Origin of the sequence: Acinetobacter corruptisaponis (assembly GCF_030053775.1) — a bacterium.
In the GTDB taxonomy this organism is placed as follows: domain Bacteria; phylum Pseudomonadota; class Gammaproteobacteria; order Pseudomonadales; family Moraxellaceae; genus Acinetobacter; species Acinetobacter corruptisaponis.
The window spans coordinates 3235060-3256178 of the sequence record NZ_CP125669.1; the positions used below are offsets into that span (position 1 = coordinate 3235060).

At 42.7% G+C, this 21119-nt stretch carries 18 protein-coding genes; 8 read left to right on the forward strand and 10 right to left on the reverse strand.

Going from position 1 to position 21119, the window contains the following annotated elements; all coding sequences use genetic code 11:
* Positions 1-86: 86 nt before the first annotated feature.
* From tuf to rimI, 4 genes are all read left to right on the forward strand, one after another.
* Positions 87-1277 carry an elongation factor Tu gene (gene tuf / locus QLH32_RS15410; RefSeq protein ID WP_283266921.1) on the forward strand — a complete coding sequence of 397 codons (1191 nt, stop codon included), beginning with the start codon at positions 87-89 and terminating at the stop codon, positions 1275-1277.
* A gap of 282 nt (positions 1278-1559) precedes the next feature.
* Complete coding sequence (locus tag QLH32_RS15415; protein ID WP_283266922.1) at positions 1560-2441, forward strand: metal-dependent hydrolase; 882 nt, start codon at positions 1560-1562, stop codon at positions 2439-2441.
* Positions 2442-2838: 397 nt separating this feature from the next.
* Positions 2839-3723 (forward strand): metal-dependent hydrolase, encoded by an 885-nt coding sequence (locus QLH32_RS15420; protein ID WP_283266924.1) that lies wholly within the window; start codon positions 2839-2841, stop codon positions 3721-3723.
* Between the two features lie 102 nt (positions 3724-3825).
* A complete protein-coding gene (rimI, locus tag QLH32_RS15425; RefSeq protein WP_283266926.1) occupies positions 3826-4284 on the forward strand; it encodes a ribosomal protein S18-alanine N-acetyltransferase in 459 nt (152 codons plus the stop codon).
* A gap of 2 nt (positions 4285-4286) precedes the next feature.
* Here the strand turns inward: rimI and QLH32_RS15430 are convergent, their stop codons facing one another.
* From QLH32_RS15430 to trxB, 3 genes are all read right to left on the reverse strand, one after another.
* Positions 4287-5102, reverse strand: a complete 816-nt coding sequence (locus QLH32_RS15430; protein WP_279961226.1) for an arginyltransferase — start codon at positions 5100-5102, stop codon at positions 4287-4289.
* Between the two features lie 28 nt (positions 5103-5130).
* A complete protein-coding gene (aat, locus tag QLH32_RS15435) occupies positions 5131-5862 on the reverse strand; it encodes a leucyl/phenylalanyl-tRNA--protein transferase (RefSeq protein ID WP_283266928.1) in 732 nt (243 codons plus the stop codon).
* Positions 5863-5955: 93 nt separating this feature from the next.
* On the reverse strand, positions 5956-6906 hold the full coding sequence (gene trxB, locus QLH32_RS15440; RefSeq protein WP_004761805.1) for a thioredoxin-disulfide reductase: 951 nt from the start codon (positions 6904-6906) through the stop codon (positions 5956-5958).
* Positions 6907-7209: 303 nt separating this feature from the next.
* Here trxB and QLH32_RS15445 point away from each other — a divergent pair, with 303 nt between their 5' ends.
* A complete protein-coding gene (locus QLH32_RS15445) occupies positions 7210-10287 on the forward strand; it encodes a DNA translocase FtsK (RefSeq protein ID WP_283266929.1) in 3078 nt (1025 codons plus the stop codon).
* 126 nt (positions 10288-10413) lie between these two features.
* Positions 10414-11031 (forward strand): threonine export protein RhtC, encoded by a 618-nt coding sequence (gene rhtC, locus QLH32_RS15450; RefSeq protein ID WP_283266931.1) that lies wholly within the window; start codon positions 10414-10416, stop codon positions 11029-11031.
* A gap of 68 nt (positions 11032-11099) precedes the next feature.
* Here rhtC and QLH32_RS15455 read toward each other — a convergent pair whose 3' ends face one another.
* The 7 genes from QLH32_RS15455 to yihG all read right to left on the reverse strand — a co-directional run bounded on the left by QLH32_RS15455 (position 11100) and on the right by yihG (position 17793).
* Complete coding sequence (locus QLH32_RS15455) at positions 11100-13082, reverse strand: hypothetical protein (protein WP_283266933.1); 1983 nt, start codon at positions 13080-13082, stop codon at positions 11100-11102.
* Between the two features lie 287 nt (positions 13083-13369).
* Positions 13370-13657, reverse strand: a complete 288-nt coding sequence (locus tag QLH32_RS15460; protein WP_004676583.1) for a PA4642 family protein — start codon at positions 13655-13657, stop codon at positions 13370-13372.
* 123 nt (positions 13658-13780) lie between these two features.
* Positions 13781-14053, reverse strand: coding sequence for a cell division topological specificity factor MinE (gene minE / locus QLH32_RS15465; RefSeq protein WP_279961232.1), 273 nt, complete (start codon positions 14051-14053; stop codon positions 13781-13783).
* A 2-nt stretch (positions 14054-14055) separates the two neighbouring features.
* Entirely contained in the window at positions 14056-14868 is an 813-nt protein-coding gene (gene minD / locus QLH32_RS15470) for a septum site-determining protein MinD (RefSeq protein ID WP_004682801.1), read from the reverse strand.
* 73 nt (positions 14869-14941) lie between these two features.
* On the reverse strand, positions 14942-15661 hold the full coding sequence (gene minC, locus QLH32_RS15475; protein ID WP_283266936.1) for a septum site-determining protein MinC: 720 nt from the start codon (positions 15659-15661) through the stop codon (positions 14942-14944).
* A 128-nt stretch (positions 15662-15789) separates the two neighbouring features.
* Positions 15790-16851 (reverse strand): preprotein translocase subunit SecA, encoded by a 1062-nt coding sequence (locus QLH32_RS15480; RefSeq protein WP_283266937.1) that lies wholly within the window; start codon positions 16849-16851, stop codon positions 15790-15792.
* 24 nt (positions 16852-16875) lie between these two features.
* A complete protein-coding gene (yihG, locus tag QLH32_RS15485; protein WP_283266938.1) occupies positions 16876-17793 on the reverse strand; it encodes a 1-acylglycerol-3-phosphate O-acyltransferase, YihG family in 918 nt (305 codons plus the stop codon).
* A gap of 387 nt (positions 17794-18180) precedes the next feature.
* On the opposite strand from yihG, the gene QLH32_RS15490 reads away from it, so the two are divergent.
* A complete protein-coding gene (locus QLH32_RS15490; protein ID WP_279961236.1) occupies positions 18181-18834 on the forward strand; it encodes a YiaD family glycine zipper/OmpA-like lipoprotein in 654 nt (217 codons plus the stop codon).
* Between the two features lie 224 nt (positions 18835-19058).
* Positions 19059-21098 carry a UvrD-helicase domain-containing protein gene (locus QLH32_RS15495; protein ID WP_283266941.1) on the forward strand — a complete coding sequence of 680 codons (2040 nt, stop codon included), beginning with the start codon at positions 19059-19061 and terminating at the stop codon, positions 21096-21098.
* The last annotated feature ends 21 nt before the right edge of the window (positions 21099-21119 follow it).

A 21119-nucleotide genomic window follows, 5' to 3' on the forward strand; every position in this document is an offset into this window, starting at 1 on the left:
ATTACTATATTACCCAACTAAAATTTAGTTAAAAAACCAAGTGCTCATGGGTGACCCTCATGAGCAGTTTATAAAGGAAGATCATCATGGCTAAAGCCAAGTTTGAACGTAATAAACCACACGTAAACGTGGGTACAATTGGTCACGTTGACCATGGTAAAACAACTTTAACTGCTGCGATTGCAACAATTTGTGCAAAAACTTACGGCGGTGAAGCGAAAGACTACTCGCAAATCGACTCGGCTCCTGAAGAAAAGGCACGTGGTATTACCATTAATACCTCTCACGTGGAATACGATTCTCCAATCCGTCACTACGCGCACGTAGACTGTCCAGGCCACGCCGACTATGTTAAAAACATGATCACTGGTGCTGCACAGATGGACGGCGCGATCCTTGTGTGTGCTGCAACTGACGGTCCAATGCCACAAACTCGTGAACACATCCTGCTTTCTCGTCAGGTAGGTGTACCTTACATCATCGTGTTCCTGAACAAGTGTGACCTTGTTGATGATGAAGAATTGCTTGAGTTGGTAGAAATGGAAGTTCGTGAACTTCTTTCTACCTACGACTTCCCAGGTGATGACACGCCAATCATCCGTGGTTCAGCTCTTCAGGCACTAAACGGTAACGACGGTCAGTATGGCGAGTCTTCTGTTCTTGCACTTGTAGAAGCGCTTGACTCTTACATCCCAGAGCCAGAGCGTGCAATCGATAAAGCATTCTTGATGCCGATCGAAGACGTATTCTCTATCTCTGGTCGTGGTACAGTAGTAACTGGTCGTGTGGAAGCTGGTATCATTAAAGTTGGTGAGTCTGTTGAAATCGTTGGTATCCGTGATACTCAAACGACTACAGTTACTGGCGTTGAAATGTTCCGTAAGCTTCTTGACGAAGGTCGTGCGGGTGAGAACTGTGGTATCTTACTTCGTGGTACCAAGCGTGAAGACGTACAACGTGGTCAGGTACTTGCTAAGCCAGGTACAATCAAGCCACACACTAAATTCGATGCGGAAGTATACGTACTTTCTAAAGAAGAAGGTGGTCGTCACACTCCATTCCTTAACGGTTACCGTCCACAGTTCTACTTCCGTACAACTGACGTAACTGGCGCGATCAAACTGCAAGATGGCGTTGAAATGGTTATGCCTGGTGACAACGTGGAAATGTCAGTAGAGTTGATCCATCCAATCGCAATGGACCCAGGTCTACGTTTTGCGATCCGTGAGGGTGGCCGTACTGTAGGTGCTGGTGTTGTTGCGAAAGTAACTGCATAAGCCTCTAAGGTAATAAAAAAACACTCCTCTGGAGTGTTTTTTTATGTCTATTGCTAGACAAAGTTTCCTTGCGTCGAGAAAAATGATTTCACTCATCATCCTTTTTCTCTCTTGCGTCGAAAAATTTAATACTTAATTAAATTTTCCTCCTCATGTCCTAAAGTGATACCTACCTGTCCTAAACTGCACTTAATTGATACAAATAAAAACGTAATATAAAACTCAAGAAAATGAACAAAATGACTCAGTGAAGCAAAGCTTCACTTAAAAGGAGTAGACAGCATGAATGCTAAGGTAAATATTTCAAATCGTGCAGGTGCAAGTTTCCCAGTACGTCGTATGAATTTTAATTTTGATCAGGTTCCAGAATACTGGATGAACGGCTCGGCTGGCTTGACCCATTTCATGACGGCACTGTCTGCATTGTTTCCAGATGGTGAGAAATTATTTATTGATTCAGTCCGTGCTGTACGTTATCACCCAGCCATCAAGGACAATGAAGCGCTACAAAAAGAAATCAGTGCCTTTATTGGTCAAGAGGCAATGCATACTCAGGAACATGTTGGCTTTAATGCCTCTGCCCAAAAATATGGACATGATGTATCAGCTTTAGAACGTATTACAGGCAGTTATATCCAGTTTGCACGTAAGAATTTCGCTAAGGTGGTTAAGCCATTTGGCATGACTCAGGAAATGGTTGACCTAACTGCAACAACTGCGCTTGAGCACTTTACCGCCACTATTGCCTCTGAATTATTGCGTAATCCCCATATTCAGGAACTAATGACTGATGACACCATGAAATATATGTGGTTATGGCACGCGATTGAAGAAAATGAACATAAAGCGGTTGCCTACGATGTGTATGAAGAGATTTTTGGTCGCGGTGTGAAAGCCTATGCGCTACGCAATACGGCCCTGGTTGTGGCGATGGTGTTGATCTTCGCATTGCAGTCTTATTTTGTTCTACGTTTATTGAACCGTGACAATAAGCTTAATCTAAAAGAATTGGGCATGATCTATAAATATGGTTATAGCCCATCAAAAGGCATTATTGCGGGTATGGCGGGGGAAATGTTGGCTTACTTCAAACCACGTTTCCATCCAAATGATCTGGATACGGTGCAGTTGCTTAAAGATTGGAAAGCAAAACTTGGTTTGTAATCTTTAGTTTTTAGGGTTAACCGTATGTAAAGAAAGGACGATTTTGATCGTCCTTTCTTTATTTCCATTTTTAGAAAATTGTATTTTAGGTTTTTGTTGGACAAATTTTCCTTGTGTCGGAAAAAGTGGTTTCACTTATCATCATTTTCTTCTCTTGCGTCGGAAAATTTAATACTCAATTAAATTTTCCTTTTACGTCAGAAAAGTAGTTTCACTTACCACTCCTTTTCTCTTGCGTCGAGAAAAATGATTTCACTCATCATCCTTTTTCTCTCCTCATGTCCCAAGATGATGCTTTTCTGACCTTATCTGCACTTATTTAACGCATGGGAAAGGGCGTATAACTAAAGAATAATAAATGATTAATAAAGAAATCTTCACGATAGGAGAGCGTAGTATGAATGCTAAAGTCAATATCTCAAATCGGGCTGGAGCGAGTTTCCCTGTACGCCGAATGGATTTTGAATTTGGTGAGGTTCCCCGTTATTGGGCAAATGGTGATGCAGCCCTCACACATTTTATGACGGCCTTATCCGCACTATTTCCTGAAGGTGAACAATTCTTTGTTAATAGTACCCGTGCAGTACGAAACGACCCTAAATTGGCAGATCCAAGATTGCAGAAAGAAATCAGTGCCTTTATTGGTCAGGAAGCCATGCATTCAAAAGAGCATGTGGCGTTTAATGCTTCCGCCCAGGCCTATGGCTACAATATTCGTGAGATGGAGGATCAAACAGGGCACCTGATTAACCGTACCATCGGAATTACCACAAAAATACTGAAACCTTTTGGTTTTACCAAGGAAATGATCAGCTTAACTGGTACCTGCGCCTTGGAACATTTCACCTCCACCATTGCAGAGGAACTGTTGAGTAATCCTGATATTCAGTCCATGTTTATGGATGAGACCATGTACCATTTATGGATGTGGCATGCGGTTGAAGAAAATGAGCATAAGGCTGTTGCCTTTGATGTGTATGAAGCGATGTATGGTCAGGGAGCTAAGGCCTATTTTATGCGTTCGCTGGCGCTTGTGATTGCAATGGGGCTAATCTTTATTACCCAGTCCTATTTTACTGCAAAACTTTTGAAAACTGATGGCAAGCTCACATGGCGTGACACCAAATATATGATCAAGTTCATGTATGGTTATAAAGGCTTTATGACGCGCCAGATTCCCACATTGCTTGCTTTTTTGAGACCTAAATTCCATCCAAATGATGATGACACCACTGAACTGTTAAATAAGTGGCGTGCCGAACTGGGATTCAACCTGAACTAATGATAAATAGAAAATGGGCAAGCAAAATTGCCCATTTTTTTTATTCAAATTTTGCATTAAATTGCTGATAATCTGCACCAGCATTTTATAAGGTAACAGTCCGTGATTCGATTGATGCAGGAAAGTGATATAGACCGCGTAGCTGAGATTGAGCGGTTGGTGCAGACACATCCCTGGTCTAGGCAACAGTTTCAGGAATCCTTGGTCTCTTATCAATGTACCATTTATGAAAAAGCCAATCAGGTGGTGGGTTTTTGTATTTTACAGCCTGTGTTGGATGAAGCGAACCTATTGCTGATGGCTATTCATCCCAGCCAGCAGGGCAAGGGTTTAGGCTATGAACTGTTGGACCATTCAATTCAGCAGTTAAAGAACAATCCAGTTCAGGTTTTTCTGGAAGTGCGTGAAAGCAATATTTCTGCAATTCACTTATATGAAAAAACGGGTTTTCATCAGATTGATCTACGAAAAAACTATTATCCAAATATTGATGGGTCAAAGGAGCATGCCGTGATTATGGTCAAGACATGCACCGATGATTTTGCAGCCTTATTTCAATAAGGTTATTTAATAATCAGGTTGTTCCATTCAGATGGAAGTGTGCTCATCAGTGAGTTTCCAAGTTGCTGGATTTCGTTGTCTGAGAGTGGGCGGTTAAGTCTGCGCCACTGTCCATCAAGCAGCAACTCAAGTGGGGTATACTGGGATTTATAATTCATCTTGGATGAATGCGGCACCCAATAGCCTAGGTAGAGATAATCAAGATTTAATGTGCGGACATATTCAATCTGCTTGAGGATGGCAAAAACACCGAGTGAACGCTTTTGTTCATCTGGATCAAAAAAAGTATAAACCGCTGAAAGTCCATCATCCATCAGGTCACAGGTTGAAACACCAACCAGCCTTTGGTCTTTCCAAAGCTCAATAAAGAAGCTTTCCGTACAGCTATGCACCAGAAATTTCTCAAACTGGTCTAGACTGGCGGGATACATATCTCCATCTGCATGGCGTTCATTGATATAACGCTCATATAGGTCGTAATGTTGCTGTGAGGCCTGTGAGGTCGGCAGGATACTCATTTGCAGGTCTTGGTTGCGTTTCCATGCCTTTTTCTGACTGCTGTTCATTTGAAAGTCATTGATAGGTACACGGCAGGAAAGACATTGACGGCAAAGGTGACATTCGGGGCGATAGATAAAATCACCGCTACGACGAAAACCGACACGGGAAAGTTCAGATAAGGTGACGACATCAATCCGATGAATTGGGTCCAGAAACACCATGCGCGCTGATTTATTATCGAGGTAGCTACAGTCGTGCGGTGGCGTGATGTAATACTGTAAGTCATTTAAAAGGGACTTGGGTTGGTATGATTTCATGAATCTGTCCCTCCAAGGCGTTAGTCCATTAACCGTCTAATTTTGCATTAACTGCTATTGTTTTACTTGAAAATACACGTTCCTGATAGTTTTTCCAATTGATAGGGGGGGCAATAATTACATCTTGTAACGATTTTAAGTATGCCTGGCGAGAAATTGTACTGGCACCCAGACTGAGGAGATGATCGTTAACCAGTTGGCAGTCAATCCATGGCAACTGATTTTCCTGTCCAATCAGCATCAAGGTATAGAAAGCCATCTTGGAAACATCGGTTTCGGTACTAAACATGGACTCACCAAAACAGCTTTTGCCGATTGTAACCCCATACAAACCACCAACCAGTTTTTCCTGTTGCCAGACTTCAACACTATAGGCATAACCTGCTGTAAACAATGCACAATATCCCTGAATAATATCTTCACTAATCCAGGTTTCATTGGCATAGCTACGGGGCAGCGAGCAGGAACGGATTACATCTTCAAAGGCATGATTGATGGTAATGTGATAGTCATGCTTTTTCATATTTCGCAGCAAGGATTTACTGGGTTTATAGGATTGTGGCTGGATAATGCAGCGAGGCTCAGGACTCCACCAGCAAATTGGTTCATCCTCATTAAACCAGGGAAATAGGCCGTGTGTATAGGCTTCGAATAAGGTTGATGGAGATAAATCAGCACCAATGCAGATAAAACCATGACCCTCAGGATCAGCTTCCACAGGATTTGGAAAAATATATTGGGATAGGGGAAGTGGTTGCATAAGAAATGAGGTTAGTCAGAATAATTTTAAACTAACTGAACTGGAGGGCGTTGACAATCCATTGGACTGTCAACGTAAGATGAGGAGCAGTAATTAATTCAGGTTGTCGAGGTATTTTTCTGCATCCAGTGCAGCCATACAGCCTGAACCTGCCGAAGTAATGGCCTGACGATAAACGCTATCCGCCACATCACCCGCGGCAAACACACCCTCAATGGAAGCTGCCGTTGCATTACCCGAAGTTCCACTTTGAACCTGAATATAACCATCACGCAGGTTAAGCTGACCATCAAACATGCTGGTATTTGGTTTATGACCAATCGCAACAAACAGGCCCTGAACCTGAACATCCTGTGTGCTGGCATCCTGGGTGGACTTGATACGCACAGCGGTTACACCCGTCTTGTCACCAAGCACTTCATCAACCTGATGGTTCCAGATGATACTGATCTTGCCTTCTTTTTCTTTGGCAAATAAATGGTCCTGTAAAATCTTCTCGGAACGCAGGCTGTCACGACGGTGTACCAGTGTTACATGCGCCGCAATGTTTGAAAGATAAAGTGCTTCCTCAACCGCAGTGTTACCACCACCCACAACCATGACATTCTGGTTTTTATAGAAGAAGCCATCACAGGTTGCACAGGCACTCACACCCTGACCCATAAACGCCGCTTCAGATTCCAGACCAAGATATTGCGCAGTCGCGCCTGTTGCAATAATCAGCGCATCACAGGTGTATTCTTCCATGTCGCCTTTCAGGACAAATGGACGGGTTTTCAAATCGACTTCATTGATATGGTCATAGACAATTTCTGTACCGAAACGTTCAGCGTGGGCTTGCATGCGTTCCATCAATACAGGACCAGTTAATCCCTCTGGGTCACCTGGCCAGTTATCCACTTCAGTGGTCGTTGTCAACTGTCCACCAAGTTGCAAACCAGCAATCAGAGTTGGCTTGAGGTTGGCACGTGCTGCATATACCGCTGCACTATAACCCGCAGGGCCAGAACCCAGAATAATCAACCGTGAGTGACGAGCGCTCATTAAAGAACATCCTTTTTATATTGAAAATGCTAAAATTATACGTGAATCCACAGGGGAGTGGCGTAAATCCATGAGGATAATATTGATAAACTCAATCGAATTGGGCTATACCATCAATGGAGCTGTTGATATTTCGCCAGTGCTTTGCGATAAAGTCAACACGCCCACAATGTTAACAACAACAGTAAACAATCGTGCATCTTTTTTGTAAGAACGAGTGCATAATAGAGAGCGTATTGATTGAAGATTCTTGATGAACTTCATTAATTCTAATGATAAATGAATTGGGTTACAGGACTGTATATGACTGCGGTGTCAAGTGTTTATGCACAACGCTTTTTAATGACATTATTTTTGATTTCTTTTGGCATTTACCTATTTCTTGCCACAGTGACCTATACACCATTTGATCCAGGATGGATGCATATTTCCAGTGATACCCAGCAGGTTTCCAACGCCAGTGGGGTGGCAGGTGCCTGGATTGCGGACCTGTTGTTTGGCTTTCTAGGCTGGGCAAGCCTGCTGATTCCATTATTCCTGTTTATGGAAGCGATTCAGGTCTGGTGGCCAAGAAGTTTTCTAAATCGGCCGTTTCGTTATGCGGCCCAGTTTTTCCTGATTTTATCTTTATCAAGCCTGTTGTATTTACACTGGAATATGCCAGCCGACACGCTGGAAAATGCGGCGGGTGGCATTATTGGGTATGAGCTGGGACAAAGTTTATCGCAGTTGCTGACGATTTATGGGGCAACCTTATTCTTATTGGCATTTGGCATTGTATTGATTACCTTGGCATTTGGAATCCAGTGGGATAAAACATGGGTGACATTGAAAAATACGCCCGCTTATTTGCAGGACCTGTTTTATAAAAATGTACCACAGACCGAGTCGGCCTATGACCTCACTGAACAATTGACCAAAGAAACACCTGCCATTAAAAATAAAGCTAAAACTGAGTCTGCGGTCGCAAATACTCCTGAAATTAAAGCGGTTGATTTAGAACGGAATGATCAATCAACTAAAGTGGATGATTCACATCATCAACAGGTGGCAGAAAGGTTATTTGCGGATGTGGTTGCGAAAGAGCAGCAAAGTGTCCAGTCAGAAGAAGCCCATGTCATTGAGGATTTTGAACAAACCTTGCAAAAGGCACATCAACTGGAAGCGGAAAGCCAACGCCTGATTCAGACGGGTGAGGTATGGCGTGCGCTGCAAAGCGATGATATTAGCCATAAACAGGAGATTGATGAGTTGTTAAAGGCCGCGGATGATTCTCATCAGCATGTGGCATCCTACAATACTATGCAGTCTCAACGGATTGAACCTACTTTGCAAAGAGAAAGCGGTAGCAATTTAGACTGGAATGATGACCAGATTTTTGATGAGTTGTTGGCTGCCGTTCCAAATAATAAAACTGCAACGCATACACCGTTTACACAGGAGGTTCCAGCACATTCAAACTTTCATGAACAAGTGGATGAGGTGGAGTTTGAAGCAGATATAGAGGCATTGATTGCAGAATCGGCACAAACCATTGTAGTCCAGCCACATGCGTCTTCAGTTCAAAATGTTGTTCAGGAAGAGAAGCACAGTTCTACAAGTGAAGCGTTTGATGAGTTTAATGATCTTCTTGTTGAGGATGAGCAGGAAAATATAAGACCTCAAGCTGCAAGTTATGCTCAGTCCTCTGCTTTTGTAAAAGCGCCAATTGAAATTGTCACACCAAAAGAGACACTATCCAAGGAAGCCTTTATTGAGGCCTGGCAGGAGACCGCAGGTAAGGCTGAACCTGATGCAGACCTGGATATTGAGGATGATTTTGATCTGGATGCGCCATTAACCGATTCCTTTGGTCGTCCAATGTCTCGTGCCATGCAAGTGGCGCAGAAACGCCGTGACTTGCCAACCTTACCAGGGCTGGAACTGCTGGATGACGTTGATCCAAATAAAAAGGTGAACTTCACTGCTGAACAATTAGCCCGACTGTCAGAGCTTCTGGAAATCAAGCTACAGGAATTTAACGTCAAGGCACAGGTGGTGGAAGCCCAGCCAGGTCCAGTGGTTACACGTTTTGAACTTGATCTTGCGCCAGGGGTCAAGGCATCCAAAGTGACCAATATTTCGCGTGACTTGGCGCGTTCAATGTCAATGGCATCGGTGCGTGTGGTCGAGGTCATTCCAGGAAAACCATATATCGGTATTGAAGTGCCGAACAGCACGCGTGAAATGGTGCGTTTGATTGAGCTACTGGAAACGCCAACTTACCGCGATCCGAATAATTTAATTAGTATGGCGATGGGTAAGGACATTTCTGGTAATCCTGTCTTGACCGATTTAGCCAAGGCCCCGCATATGCTGGTTGCGGGTACTACGGGTTCGGGTAAATCGGTTGCGGTCAACTCGATGATCCTTTCAATGTTGCTGAAATATACACCTGATCAGTTGCGTTTAATTTTGATTGACCCGAAACAGCTTGAATTGGCCAACTATAATGATATTCCACACCTGTTAACACCTGTGGTGACTGACATGAAAGATGCTGTCAGTGCATTAAACTGGTGTGTCAATGAAATGGAACGCCGTTACAAACTGATGTCATTCCTGAAAATCCGTAAACTCAGTGACTACAACCGTAAGGTGGAAGAGGCGATAGCCAATGGTGAGGACCTGATTGATCCAACCTGGAAAGCAAGTGATTCAGTGGTGGGTGAGCGCGCACCGCGATTGACTCCACTCCCTTCGATCGTAATCGTGGCCGATGAGTTTGCCGATATGATCATGCAGGTTGGTAAAAAAGCTGAAGAGATGATTACCCGTTTGGCGCAGAAATCCCGTGCGGCAGGCATTCATTTACTGCTTGCGACACAGCGCCCATCTGTAGATGTGATTACAGGCCTGATTAAGGCCAATATTCCAACCCGTGTGGCATTACGTGTGAACAGTAAAATTGACTCACGTACCATTCTGGATGCAGGTGGGGCAGAGGACTTGCTTGGTCATGGTGATATGCTGTTCCTTGGACCTGGGAAGATTGAACCTGAACGTGTACATGGTGCATTTATCAGTGATGATGAGGTCAACCGTATCTGTGATGCCTGGCGTGAACGTGGTGAGCCTGATTATGTTGATGAAATCCTGACCCCATTTGACGAAGAACCAACATCCCGTGGTTTTGAGGATGGAGAGGGTGATCCAAGTCGGGATGCATTATATGATCAGTGTGTATCTTTTGTACTGGAAACCCGTAAAGTATCTACCTCATCTATCCAGCGTAAATTTAGTTTGGGCTATAACCGTGCTGCCCGTATAGTTGATCAAATGGAAGAAAATGGGATTGTCAGTGCAATGGGAGCAAATGGTAAGCGGGATATTCTGGTTTAACGATCATATTCCATTAATAAAGCCTCTATTCTGAGGCTTTGTCGTTTTTATTTTCTTGTTTTTATATGGTAATAATCACGTTTTTATTTAAGCTAAACCTTTAAGGTTTTAACATTGGGTTTGGCTATGTGGGTTGCACTGTGTACGCTCATCTTTATTCATTTTTGTGCATTGATTACCCCTGGCCCAGATTTCTTCTTAGTTTCCCAGACTGCAATTAGTCGCTCCCGCAAAGATGCGGTATTGGTGGTTCTCGGTATTTGTTTGGGGGCGATGTTGTGGTCGTTATTGGCGCTCATGGGGCTGAACATTATTTTTGAAAAGATGGCATGGCTAAAGCAGGGCCTTTTAATTGCAGGTGGCCTATATTTATGCTGGCTCGGTTTCCAGATGCTACGCTCAGCCTTTTCAAAGGGTAATGAAACAGTAAAACAGATGACCTTACCTCAATCACCTTATCTATTCTTTATGAAAGGTTTACTTACCAATCTATCGAATCCTAAGGCAATTATTTACTTTGGTAGTGTATTTTCACTGTTTTTAGCCAATCCTTTATTTGACCAGCATCATTCCCTGCTTTTTATTATTGTGTCGATTGAGACATTCCTGTGGTTTTTGCTGGTTGCCTTTGTTTTTTCCTTACCCGCATTTAGAACTGCATACCAAAACTTTGCCAAATGGATTGATGGCGTTTCTGGTGGAATATTCACTTTATTGGGTGTTTATCTGATTGGTAACAATTAAGAAAGTGCTAATTGAATAAAAAATTAGACCTCTTGCTAAGGAGGTCTAATATAAAATAATGATTTTATTTATTTGGATGTTTGCTGGCTATTTAAGTAGGACAATATACGTTGCATGGCATCCATATCCTCAAAAATAATTGTAGTTTGCATATCATCTTTTTTAATGGTATGTGGGGATTTTAGAGGAATCTGGAAATATTTCCAGCTACCATTACTGTTTTGGACATAACCATACAGCCAGGCGTATTCTTGGGTATAGGTGTATGAATAGGTCTGACCCGTCCACCAATCATACCAGTTATAGCTTTGTTGTTCTGCTCCCTTAAAAGTGATGTCTTTGCTTGGTAAATTGTAGAATGTCATACCGCCAGTATTGGAGAGTTGGCTATAGTAACCTGACCAATCCTGATCATAAGCGGAGAAATAACCTTGAGCTTTGACCTGCACACTCATCAAGGCCTGTAAACTCGCTACTTGCCCACGTGTCAATGCAATATCCATAAGTTTTTGATAGGCAGCTTGGTCAAGCTTAAATTTGGCATTGGGATCAGTTGGATGAGTATATTTAAGAACGGCTGTACGTTGAGCATCCGTTAATGACTTCATTCCACTGAGTAAAGTTGTGATTTCAGCTTTGGTAAAGCCCTGTGGCGCAGTTAGTAATATTTGAGCTGATGCATCACGAGGTTTAGGGAAATTACCTGTCACATTAATATTAACAGTACTACATGAATTGGCTGGCTTTGTTCCTTGACCGACAACTGTACCATCTGTAGTGATTAATGTGAAAGTAATCTCTTTACCTTTTGGAGCATTGTACAGTCCAGTTAGGTCTGTAGAATTTCTTAAATAGAATGTGTTATATCGGCCATAGTCTGAAAAATCAATATTGAGAAGAACGTATGGGGCAACAGAGAATGCCTTATTAAAGTTGATTGATAAAACAGGTGGGCATACTTCACTGTAATGCCAATCCAGATTCCAGTAAGACAGATGTTTCACCTTGTAGGTCACATCAAAATTACCAGTCGCATTTTGCTTGAATGTACCGACCAATTCTTTCTGCCATAAACCATTTGCCTCGTTATGACTCCAGACAGGAATTTTATCGCCATCTTTAATGGGCTGGTTGGTTTCAGGATTGATTAAGCCAGCAGGAGCCTGAATAGTCATTTCACCTTGGGCATTTTCAAGTAAATGTGCTTTACGTCCTTGGCTATCCACAATGTCGACTGCCAATAAGCCCGCCGTGACAAAGTAGCCAGCCTGTGTATCCCATGAACTGGTTTGGCTGTTCCATGCAGTACGAACACGATCTGGGTTTAGACCACCTGGGAAGACCTCACCAATATTTTCAGTTTTGGGGCTAAAGTAACCAATACTGACCTGTAAATCACCAGTTAATGGTTCACCATTGTGGTCTTTCAGTACTGTGCCTGATGGCAGAGTAAAGGTCGCACTTGCACCTTTAGATGCAGTATCAGTTGTCGTCGCAGTGAGATTTAATGCGGTTGACAGGGTTCCTGTGCTATCCGCTTTGGCATCTTTCTGTACAGCTACTGCGACTCCAGCTGGTGGTTCAGCTTTATTGACTAGGTTGATTCGTATGAGTGTTAGATCTGAACCATTATATATAACATCAGTGCTTGAACTAAAATAACCATCTGCACTGGCAACTAACCGTAATTTAACTGGATTTGCTACAGTAGCATTTTTAACTGCATCCGCTTTTAGAAAAATGGTTGTTGAACCTGTATCATGTTTATTATCGGCACTACCAACGTTGGCACTTTCGTAAAGGTTGTCTCCAGTAACATCATCCGATGCGGTTAAGGTAACTTTCTGTGTAATTGGTTTTCCAGTTTTAGCATCTATAAACTCTATAGGGATTGCGACACGTCCACCCAACATATCCACACTGACAATACGTGTTTCTGGAGTAGGTGGAGGTGTATTGTTTGCTGCCTGATTTTCATTACCACCTCCACCGCAGGCAGTTAAAGTCAGCATGCAACTGAGTAATGTTGGAATAGAAAATTGTTTTTGCATAGTATTCCCCTTAATTGGAATAATTTTTTGGTTTTCTTGATTAAATACCTCTTCTAATGTATTCAAGAGACAGAGGGATGCCTATTCCTCAAATGGGGAATGATTGAGAAATTTTTACTGAATTTATGATTTGAATTTCTAATTGTAAAAGAGAAAGGAATAAAGATTTTTTATAAAAACATTATAAATAAAGAGGAGTGGCTTGGTTGTGATAGTGGAAAAGCGGATATGGATAAGGGACTGCAACCAAAACAATCATTATTTTGATTGCAGAATAGAAAGATGGCTTAAGCGAATTTTGCTAAAACTTCCAGAAAACCTTCTTTTTGGCGAGGATATTGTGCGATGACATCGTGGATGCGTTGCCCCTCTGGATTGGTTGCATTCAGGTCACGGCCATCTGCCAGAAACTTGGTAATCAAACGCTCATAGTCATGTGGACGCATATGCTTGAACGCATGATAGAGCACATGGAAGTCAGCATTTACACCCGCTGGTGGAAGCTGGTTGAGGTAGGCAAACACACGCTCATCTGACCATTCTTCATTGAAAGTTGCTGGCTGTGATAATGCCATGACAATCTCCTCAGTTTTATAAAACAATAAAGGCAAAATCCTTGAAGTGGATGAAAGGAATGCTTTCCAAATCCACTCGCGTATTCTGCCTTTATTTGCGAAAAATCGCTAATGAAAAAACTTCTATCGTTCTTCAGGTAAATTGATATTCATCTCAAGCATTTCGATATTTGCTTCTGAACGAACCTGCATTTGGATATGCTGTTCATCCACCCCACGCACATAACGACTCACGACCTGCATGATTTCTTTCTTCATCTGGTCAATCTTGTCCTGGCTAAGACGACGGCCCAAGCCCTGTTCAGATGCAACAATTACTTTCAAACGGTCTTTGGCAGTTTGTGCACTTGATGGTTTTTCATCACCGCTAAACAGTTTACTCCAGAATCCTGCCATAGTTACGCTCCAAATAGTCTAGCCAACCAACCTTTTGGCTGCACTGCAATGTGTCGATAAGGACGGTCTTCGCCAAGGAAACGGGCAACCAGATCGTCATAGGCTTGCCCAGCTTTTGCTTCTGGATAAAGAATCACAGGTTTACCTTCGTTCGATGCCTGTAGCACGCTTGGACACTCTGGAATCACGCCCAAAGTCGGAACACGTAAAATATCTTTAGAAATATCATCAATGGTCAGCATTTCCTGTTTATCTGCACGCTCAGGATTGAAACGTGTGATACACAGGTGCTTACGGATACGACCTTCATTTTGCTCAACTTTTTTGGTCTTGCTGTCAAGCATACCAATAATACGGTCAGAGTCACGGACTGATGAAATCTCAGGGTTGGTGACAATGATGGCTTCATCCGCATGGTACATGGCTAGAATCGCACCACGTTCAATACCCGCAGGAGAGTCACAGATGATGTAGTCAAATTCCTGTGAAAGCTCGTCGATGACGCGTGCCACACCTTCATCACTCAAAGCATCTTTATCACGTGTTTGTGATGCAGGCAAAATGAACAGGTTTTCAATGTCTTTATCACGGATCAGTGCTTGCTGTAGGCGGGCTTCATTATTGATGACATTGACAAAGTCATAAACCACACGGCGCTCACAGCCCATAATCAAATCAAGGTTACGTAAACCCACATCGAAATCAATCACAACAGTTTTATGACCACGTAGGGCTAAACCCGTTGCAAAAGATGCACTTGTTGTAGTTTTACCTACACCACCTTTGCCTGACGTTACGACAACAATTTTGGCCACCGAATCCACTCCTATTTATGGTCATACGCCCCTAAAAGGGCTTTTTGGTGCTTTTTTGACTTAATCAGTTAAGTTAAAACTGTAAGGGTTCAAATTCAAGCTCTTGCTTGTTATTTAAATAAATATGTACAGGTTTTTTGATCATATCTTTGGGGATATCATCCGCCACACAATAGGTTCCTGCAATCGAGATCAGTTCCGCTTCCAAAGAATTGCAAAAAATGCGTGCTGAGCTATGTCCACCTGCGCCTGCAATGACTCTACCACGGGCATTGCCATAGATGTGAATATTTCCAGATGCAATGACTTCTGATCCACTATTCATGCCAGCATTCAGGATAATATCGCCCTGATCCTGTACCAAAGACTGGCCTGTACGCAAAATCTCATCATGATAAGAGGTGACATGCGTAACCGATGTGTTTTTTTGTGGTGTTTGTATTGCAACACTATCGGCTGTTTTTTCAGGGGCATGGTCAACGACCTGCTCTTTAGAGGCCCTGATGCGCTGCAAGGGCTGATCCGTAGGCAGAACAGGGAACTGGATTGCACGTGCCTCATCTCCCAAGATACCATCGATCACCGCCATTGGCTGTAAACCCAAATCAATTAACAGTTGAATCAAGGCGATCAGCTCTTGCTCGACGGTACTGTCAATGATGACCAACGTCCCTAAATAAGAACCCTCATTGAGTGTGCTTGTCAGTTGCTGTCGGATTGCAGCATGGTCATTTGTGTCGAAAGTCAGTCGACTAAAATTCACCATTCTGCCCGTAATCCGTATATCAGCCATAATTTATCCTTCAGGGCTTTTTTAAGCACTCTATTGTATAAGGGCAATTGCCCTGCATATGTTGTAAATAAGAGCAAATGCTAGAACAAATTACAGTAATTCTCTAGCTTGATTGGTAAATTTTCTTGTCAACTTTCTGATTTTTTATCCAATTGATCGTATTCCTGCAAAGTTTGCTGCCACTGTTTCACCTTGACCTGCTTTCGTATCGCTTCAAGGCTTTCAAATACCACGGATTCCACCAGCTCTTCCAGATATTGGTTGTCAATGTTCAGTTCACTGACCTTTTCTGCGATAAGTTGATAGTTTTCATTGGGGCGATTTGGGGAACCTACTGTAAATGGCTCAATTAAACCCGCACTAATATTCTCCCCCAGACGTTGTCCAATACTCTGAATCTGCTGTTCAATCCGTCCCCCGACAATTGGAATCAAACGCAGCAGTTGTGTCAGCTCAGGTGTATCCTCAATCGCCTGATTAACGATGATGCCCACTTTCTGAGTAATCACAGGCTGTTGCTGCTGCAATGCCTTGGCTAGCGATTCCTGTAGCATGGAGGCAAGGGTGACTGTAAACAATTCGCGATGATGATCAACAAGATCGTGGATAATCTTTTTGTGCGTGGAGCTGGTTTCAAGTTCATGTCTGACACCATCAATCACGGTGATCACCACACGGTCAGACAGTTCTTCCATGATCACACGGTAATAAAACATCGCCTTAATGCGGATATTGTCTGGGATGACCTTGTAGCCAAGTTCATATAAACGGTAGGCGATGATACCTGCACGAAATAGACGTAGAAAACGCAGGTGTGGAATGATGGCTAGAATTTCATACCAATGGATAAAGGGAAAGAACCACCAGCGTGCATGATGTTTTTGCACAATTGAGAGCAGCCAGCGTACCACCAGCTCAATGATTAAAAAAATAATAAACCATGCTTCAGTGGTAATCACCCAGGGATGTAAATATGTACGATAGAACTCAAGGACACTGGGAAGGTGGATCGTGTTGAAAAACCATTCCCCGATGTTGCTCATGAGGAAAAAGTTCATGCCCAGACAGAACAGATTGAAAACAATAATAAAGACCATGAAAATGTCATAGGCGAGGAATAGCTTAAAAAACTTACTATTCGGATTCACATAGCTATATTTAGAGTTTTGTCCTGAGTCCTGCTGGGTCATGTTCTTGTTTAATCCCTAAAGAAATTATGGCTTGTATTTGGATTTCATTTCAGTAATGAGTTGATCTTTTTCAGTCCAGACCTGATCCACCCAGTTTTGGAAACGTTCCCGATAAACAGGATCATCTTCATAGTTACCACCCACCACCCAGTCAGGAATGTCAATTTGACGTAAATCCACTGCAATGCGCGGAACATCGCCAAGCCAGAAATCCCCATAATCTGGTACGCCGTCTGGGTAGACAATGGTCATGTCAACCAGTGCATCAATCTTATCTCCCAGAATATTCAAGGCTAATGCCAGACCGCCTGCTTTAGGCTTGAGCAGGTTTTTATATGGGGATTGCTGCTGTGCATGCTTTTCTGGAGTGAAACGTGTGCCTTCCAGATAGTTTAATAGGGTAAATGGCTGGCTCAATAACTGTTCGCAGGCTTTACGCGCCTCAAACATATCGCGTGACTTCAGTTCAGGATTTTTTGCAATCTGTTCCTTGGTATGGCGCTTCATCATGGGGAAGCCCAGGATTTTAAATGCCTGACCCACAAACGGAATGAAAATAAGTTCCCATTTGGTAAAGAAACGGGTGAGGGGCATGCGGGTTAAACCAAAATACTGGTTCACCGTGGTGTCCACCCAGCTTTGATGATTGCAGATCATCATATAGCGACCCTGTAAATTGAGGTTGAGCTTTTCATCAATGCTGATGTCCCATTTCAGGTTTGGGAGTACCTGTTCAATCAACTGGTTATTTACGCCAATCCAGCTATTGGCCAATTGAATATTGGTTTCGTCTACTTTTTTTGATTTTTTAAACAGCTTGGTAAAACCGAGTGCCAAAACAGGGGGACCATGTAAAAACGTGCTTCCTGTAATGACCGAACCAACCGTGAGTCCTTTACTGACTTTTTGCAATAAGGATGCTTTTTTATGGGCAGTAGACATAAATCTAACCTTGAGTGCAGAGATTTAAAAAGATGTTCCAACTATAAACAACGGAAATTGAAATACAACTGTATATTTGAAGATGTTGACATTTTTTATGGATTTACCCATTTTCCGCAATTTTAGTCCACTTTATCATAAGTGAAGCATCGGGCATTTGACGTATAAAGTTCTTAAAAACTTTTATTGAGACATATGTCTCGTATTTTTAGAAATACGATAAATTGAAAACAATGGAGAGAATATGAGGATTTTATGAAGTAAAATGCATCAAAATATTACAAAAAGATAAATAAATTGTTTATTATTAACAAAATATCAATGGTCTAGCTGAATTTTCTCATTCATTATTTCATCAGACAAAAATACATAGACAGGAGCTACGCAATGCGTGCATTAGTAATTTCAACACTCGTTGGGGCTGGATTGGTACTTTCTGGTTGCCAGACTACAGGTAATAACATTGGTGGCGTAGAATATGATAAAGCTGCCCTCGGTGCACTGATTGGTGCGGCGGCAGGTTATGGTGTATCCAAGGGTAATGCAAACAAGGCTTCACAAAACAACCGTGCGGCTGCAATTGGTGCGATTCTTGGTGGTGCTGGTGGTTTGTATCTCGACAATAAAGAGAAGAAACTACGTCAACAAATGGCTGGTACAGGTGTGGAAGTAGGCCGTAACCCAGATGGTTCTGTGCAGTTGATTATGCCAGGCAGCATTACATTTGACACCAACAAGTCAAACATCAAGCCAAACTTCTATGGCACCTTGAACAAAGTGGCGCAAACTTTGGCTGAAGATAACAAGAGTGCGATTCTTGTAACTGGTTATACAGACAATACAGGTAATGACTCAATCAACATCCCATTGTCTCAAGCGCGTGCTCAGTCAGTAAGAAGCTATTTGGCAAGTCAGGGTGTATCAGCGGGCCGTATTGATGCGCAAGGTTATGGTTCATCAAACCCAATCGCAGACAACAGCACTGCTTCTGGTCGTGAACAAAACCGCCGTGTTGAAATCAGCATTTATGCAAAACAGTAATCTTCTTTACTGATTTGTGGGAAGCCAGCTTCGGCTGGTTTTTTATTGCCTAAAATTAGGGTGGTGGAATATTTAATATAACTGGTGCGACGAGTGGCGACGTATGGGGTGAGCGAGGCATCATAATTTATACATATCCTGAGATTTAGGATTAGGATTCTAAAACGGAGATGTCTATACTTAGTCTCGCAAAATCGGGCTCAAAAAACGAGGGGTATGTACGGATGTCGACTGGTAGTCAACTCAATGACAAGCAATATGAAGCCATGAAATATGTTCAAGGGCCTTTGTTGGTGCTTGCAGGAGCAGGTTCTGGTAAAACATCTGTGATTACCCAAAAAATTGCCTATTTGGTTAAGCAATGTGGGATACCTGCCTACCGTATTACCGCGATGACCTTTACCAATAAGGCCGCACGTGAGATGAAAGAGCGTGTGGGGAAACTACTTTCCCGTGAAGAGGCCAAAGGACTTTCCGTTTCAACGTTTCATACGTTCGGCTTGAATTTATTACGTTTGGAACTTAAACATTTACCGCTTAAAAATAATTTTTCCATTTTAGATGCTGATGACTGCAAACGTATCCTGATGGACTTGATGCAGCGTGACAACCTGTCTGGTGCGGAGAGTAAGGAACTCATTGCCAAGGCAATGAAGAAGATTTCAGACTGGAAGAATGATCTCATCATTCCTGAACAGGCGCATTCGGTTTGTGAAACGGTTGAAGATGTTCAGCTTGCCCATTTGTATCAACTCTATGAACGTAACCTGCGTGCCTATAATGCGGTTGATTTTGATGACTTGATCGTGATGCCAACCCGCTTGCTTCAGGAAAATGCTGAGGTGCGAGAAAAATGGCAAAACCGTGTCCGTTATTTATTGGTGGATGAATATCAGGATACCAACACCGCACAATATACGCTGGTCAAGCTTCTGGTTGGAGTGATGGGGCAATTCACAGCCGTTGGTGATGATGACCAGTCCATTTACGCATGGCGTGGAGCAAAGCCTGAAAACATGGCGTTGCTGAAAGAAGATTTTCATAATTTAAACGTGATCAAGCTGGAGCAAAACTATCGCTCCACCAGCCGTATCCTCAAAGCAGCCAATGCCGTTATTGGAAACAATCCACATATCTTTGACAAGAAATTGTGGAGTGACAAGGGACATGGTGAAACCATTCGGATTATCACCTGTTTAAATGACGATGATGAAGCTGAACGGGTGGTAAAAGACCTGATTACACATAAACTGATGAATGGCAAAAGCTGGAAAGACTACGCAATTTTATATCGCGGCAACTTTCAGGCACGGGTTCTGGAAACCCAACTGCGCCAAATGCAGATTCCTTACAAATTGTCAGGTGGTCAATCATTCTTCGCCCGCGCCGAAATTAAGGATGTGATGAGCTATTTACGCTTAATTATCAATCCTGAAGATGACAGCGCATTTTTACGCATTATTAACACGCCAAAACGTGCGATTGGGCCTGTGACTTTGGAAAAGCTGGGTTTGTTTGCACAGGAAAATACCTTATCGCTGTTAACTGCTTCTTCGGATCAACGGCTGTCAATGGTGTTGCCAAAGAAAGCGGCCACACAGTTGCATGAGTTTGCAGATTTTATTGCAACCTTTACCCGTGAACTGTTGGATGATGATGAACCTGTGCCTAAAGTTCGCCAGATGATCAACGAGGCAGGCTATATTGATTATGTACGTGAACAGGCTGCGACCCCTGCACAGGAAAAAACCAAACTCGACAATATCGAGAGTCTATATACCAGTATTCAAAACCTGATTAATCGTGCTGATGATGTTGATGAGAAAAATATTGAAAGCGTGATTCGTAAACTGGTGTTGCTGGATTTGCTGGAGCAGCAGCAAGAAGAGGAAGATACCGACAAGGTTAACTTATTGACCTTACATGCGGCAAAAGGTCTGGAATTTCCGTATGTGTATATGATTGGTCTGGAAGAAGAGTTATTGCCCCATAAAAACTCGATTGCGGCTGAAACGATTGAGGAAGAACGCCGTTTAATGTATGTGGGAATTACCCGTGCGCGTCAGGGCCTAACCCTGACTTTGGCAGAGCAACGCAAGAATGGTGGGCAGATGCGTCAAATGACTCCAAGCCGTTTTCTGGATGAATTACCACAGGATGAACTGGAGTGGCATGGTCGTAAAAAGAAACTTGCCCCTAATGTTGATCCAAAAGAACAGGCTCAACAGCATCTCGCCAATTTAAGAGCTTTATTGAAACGTTAATAAATCATCAGTAGGAATTTG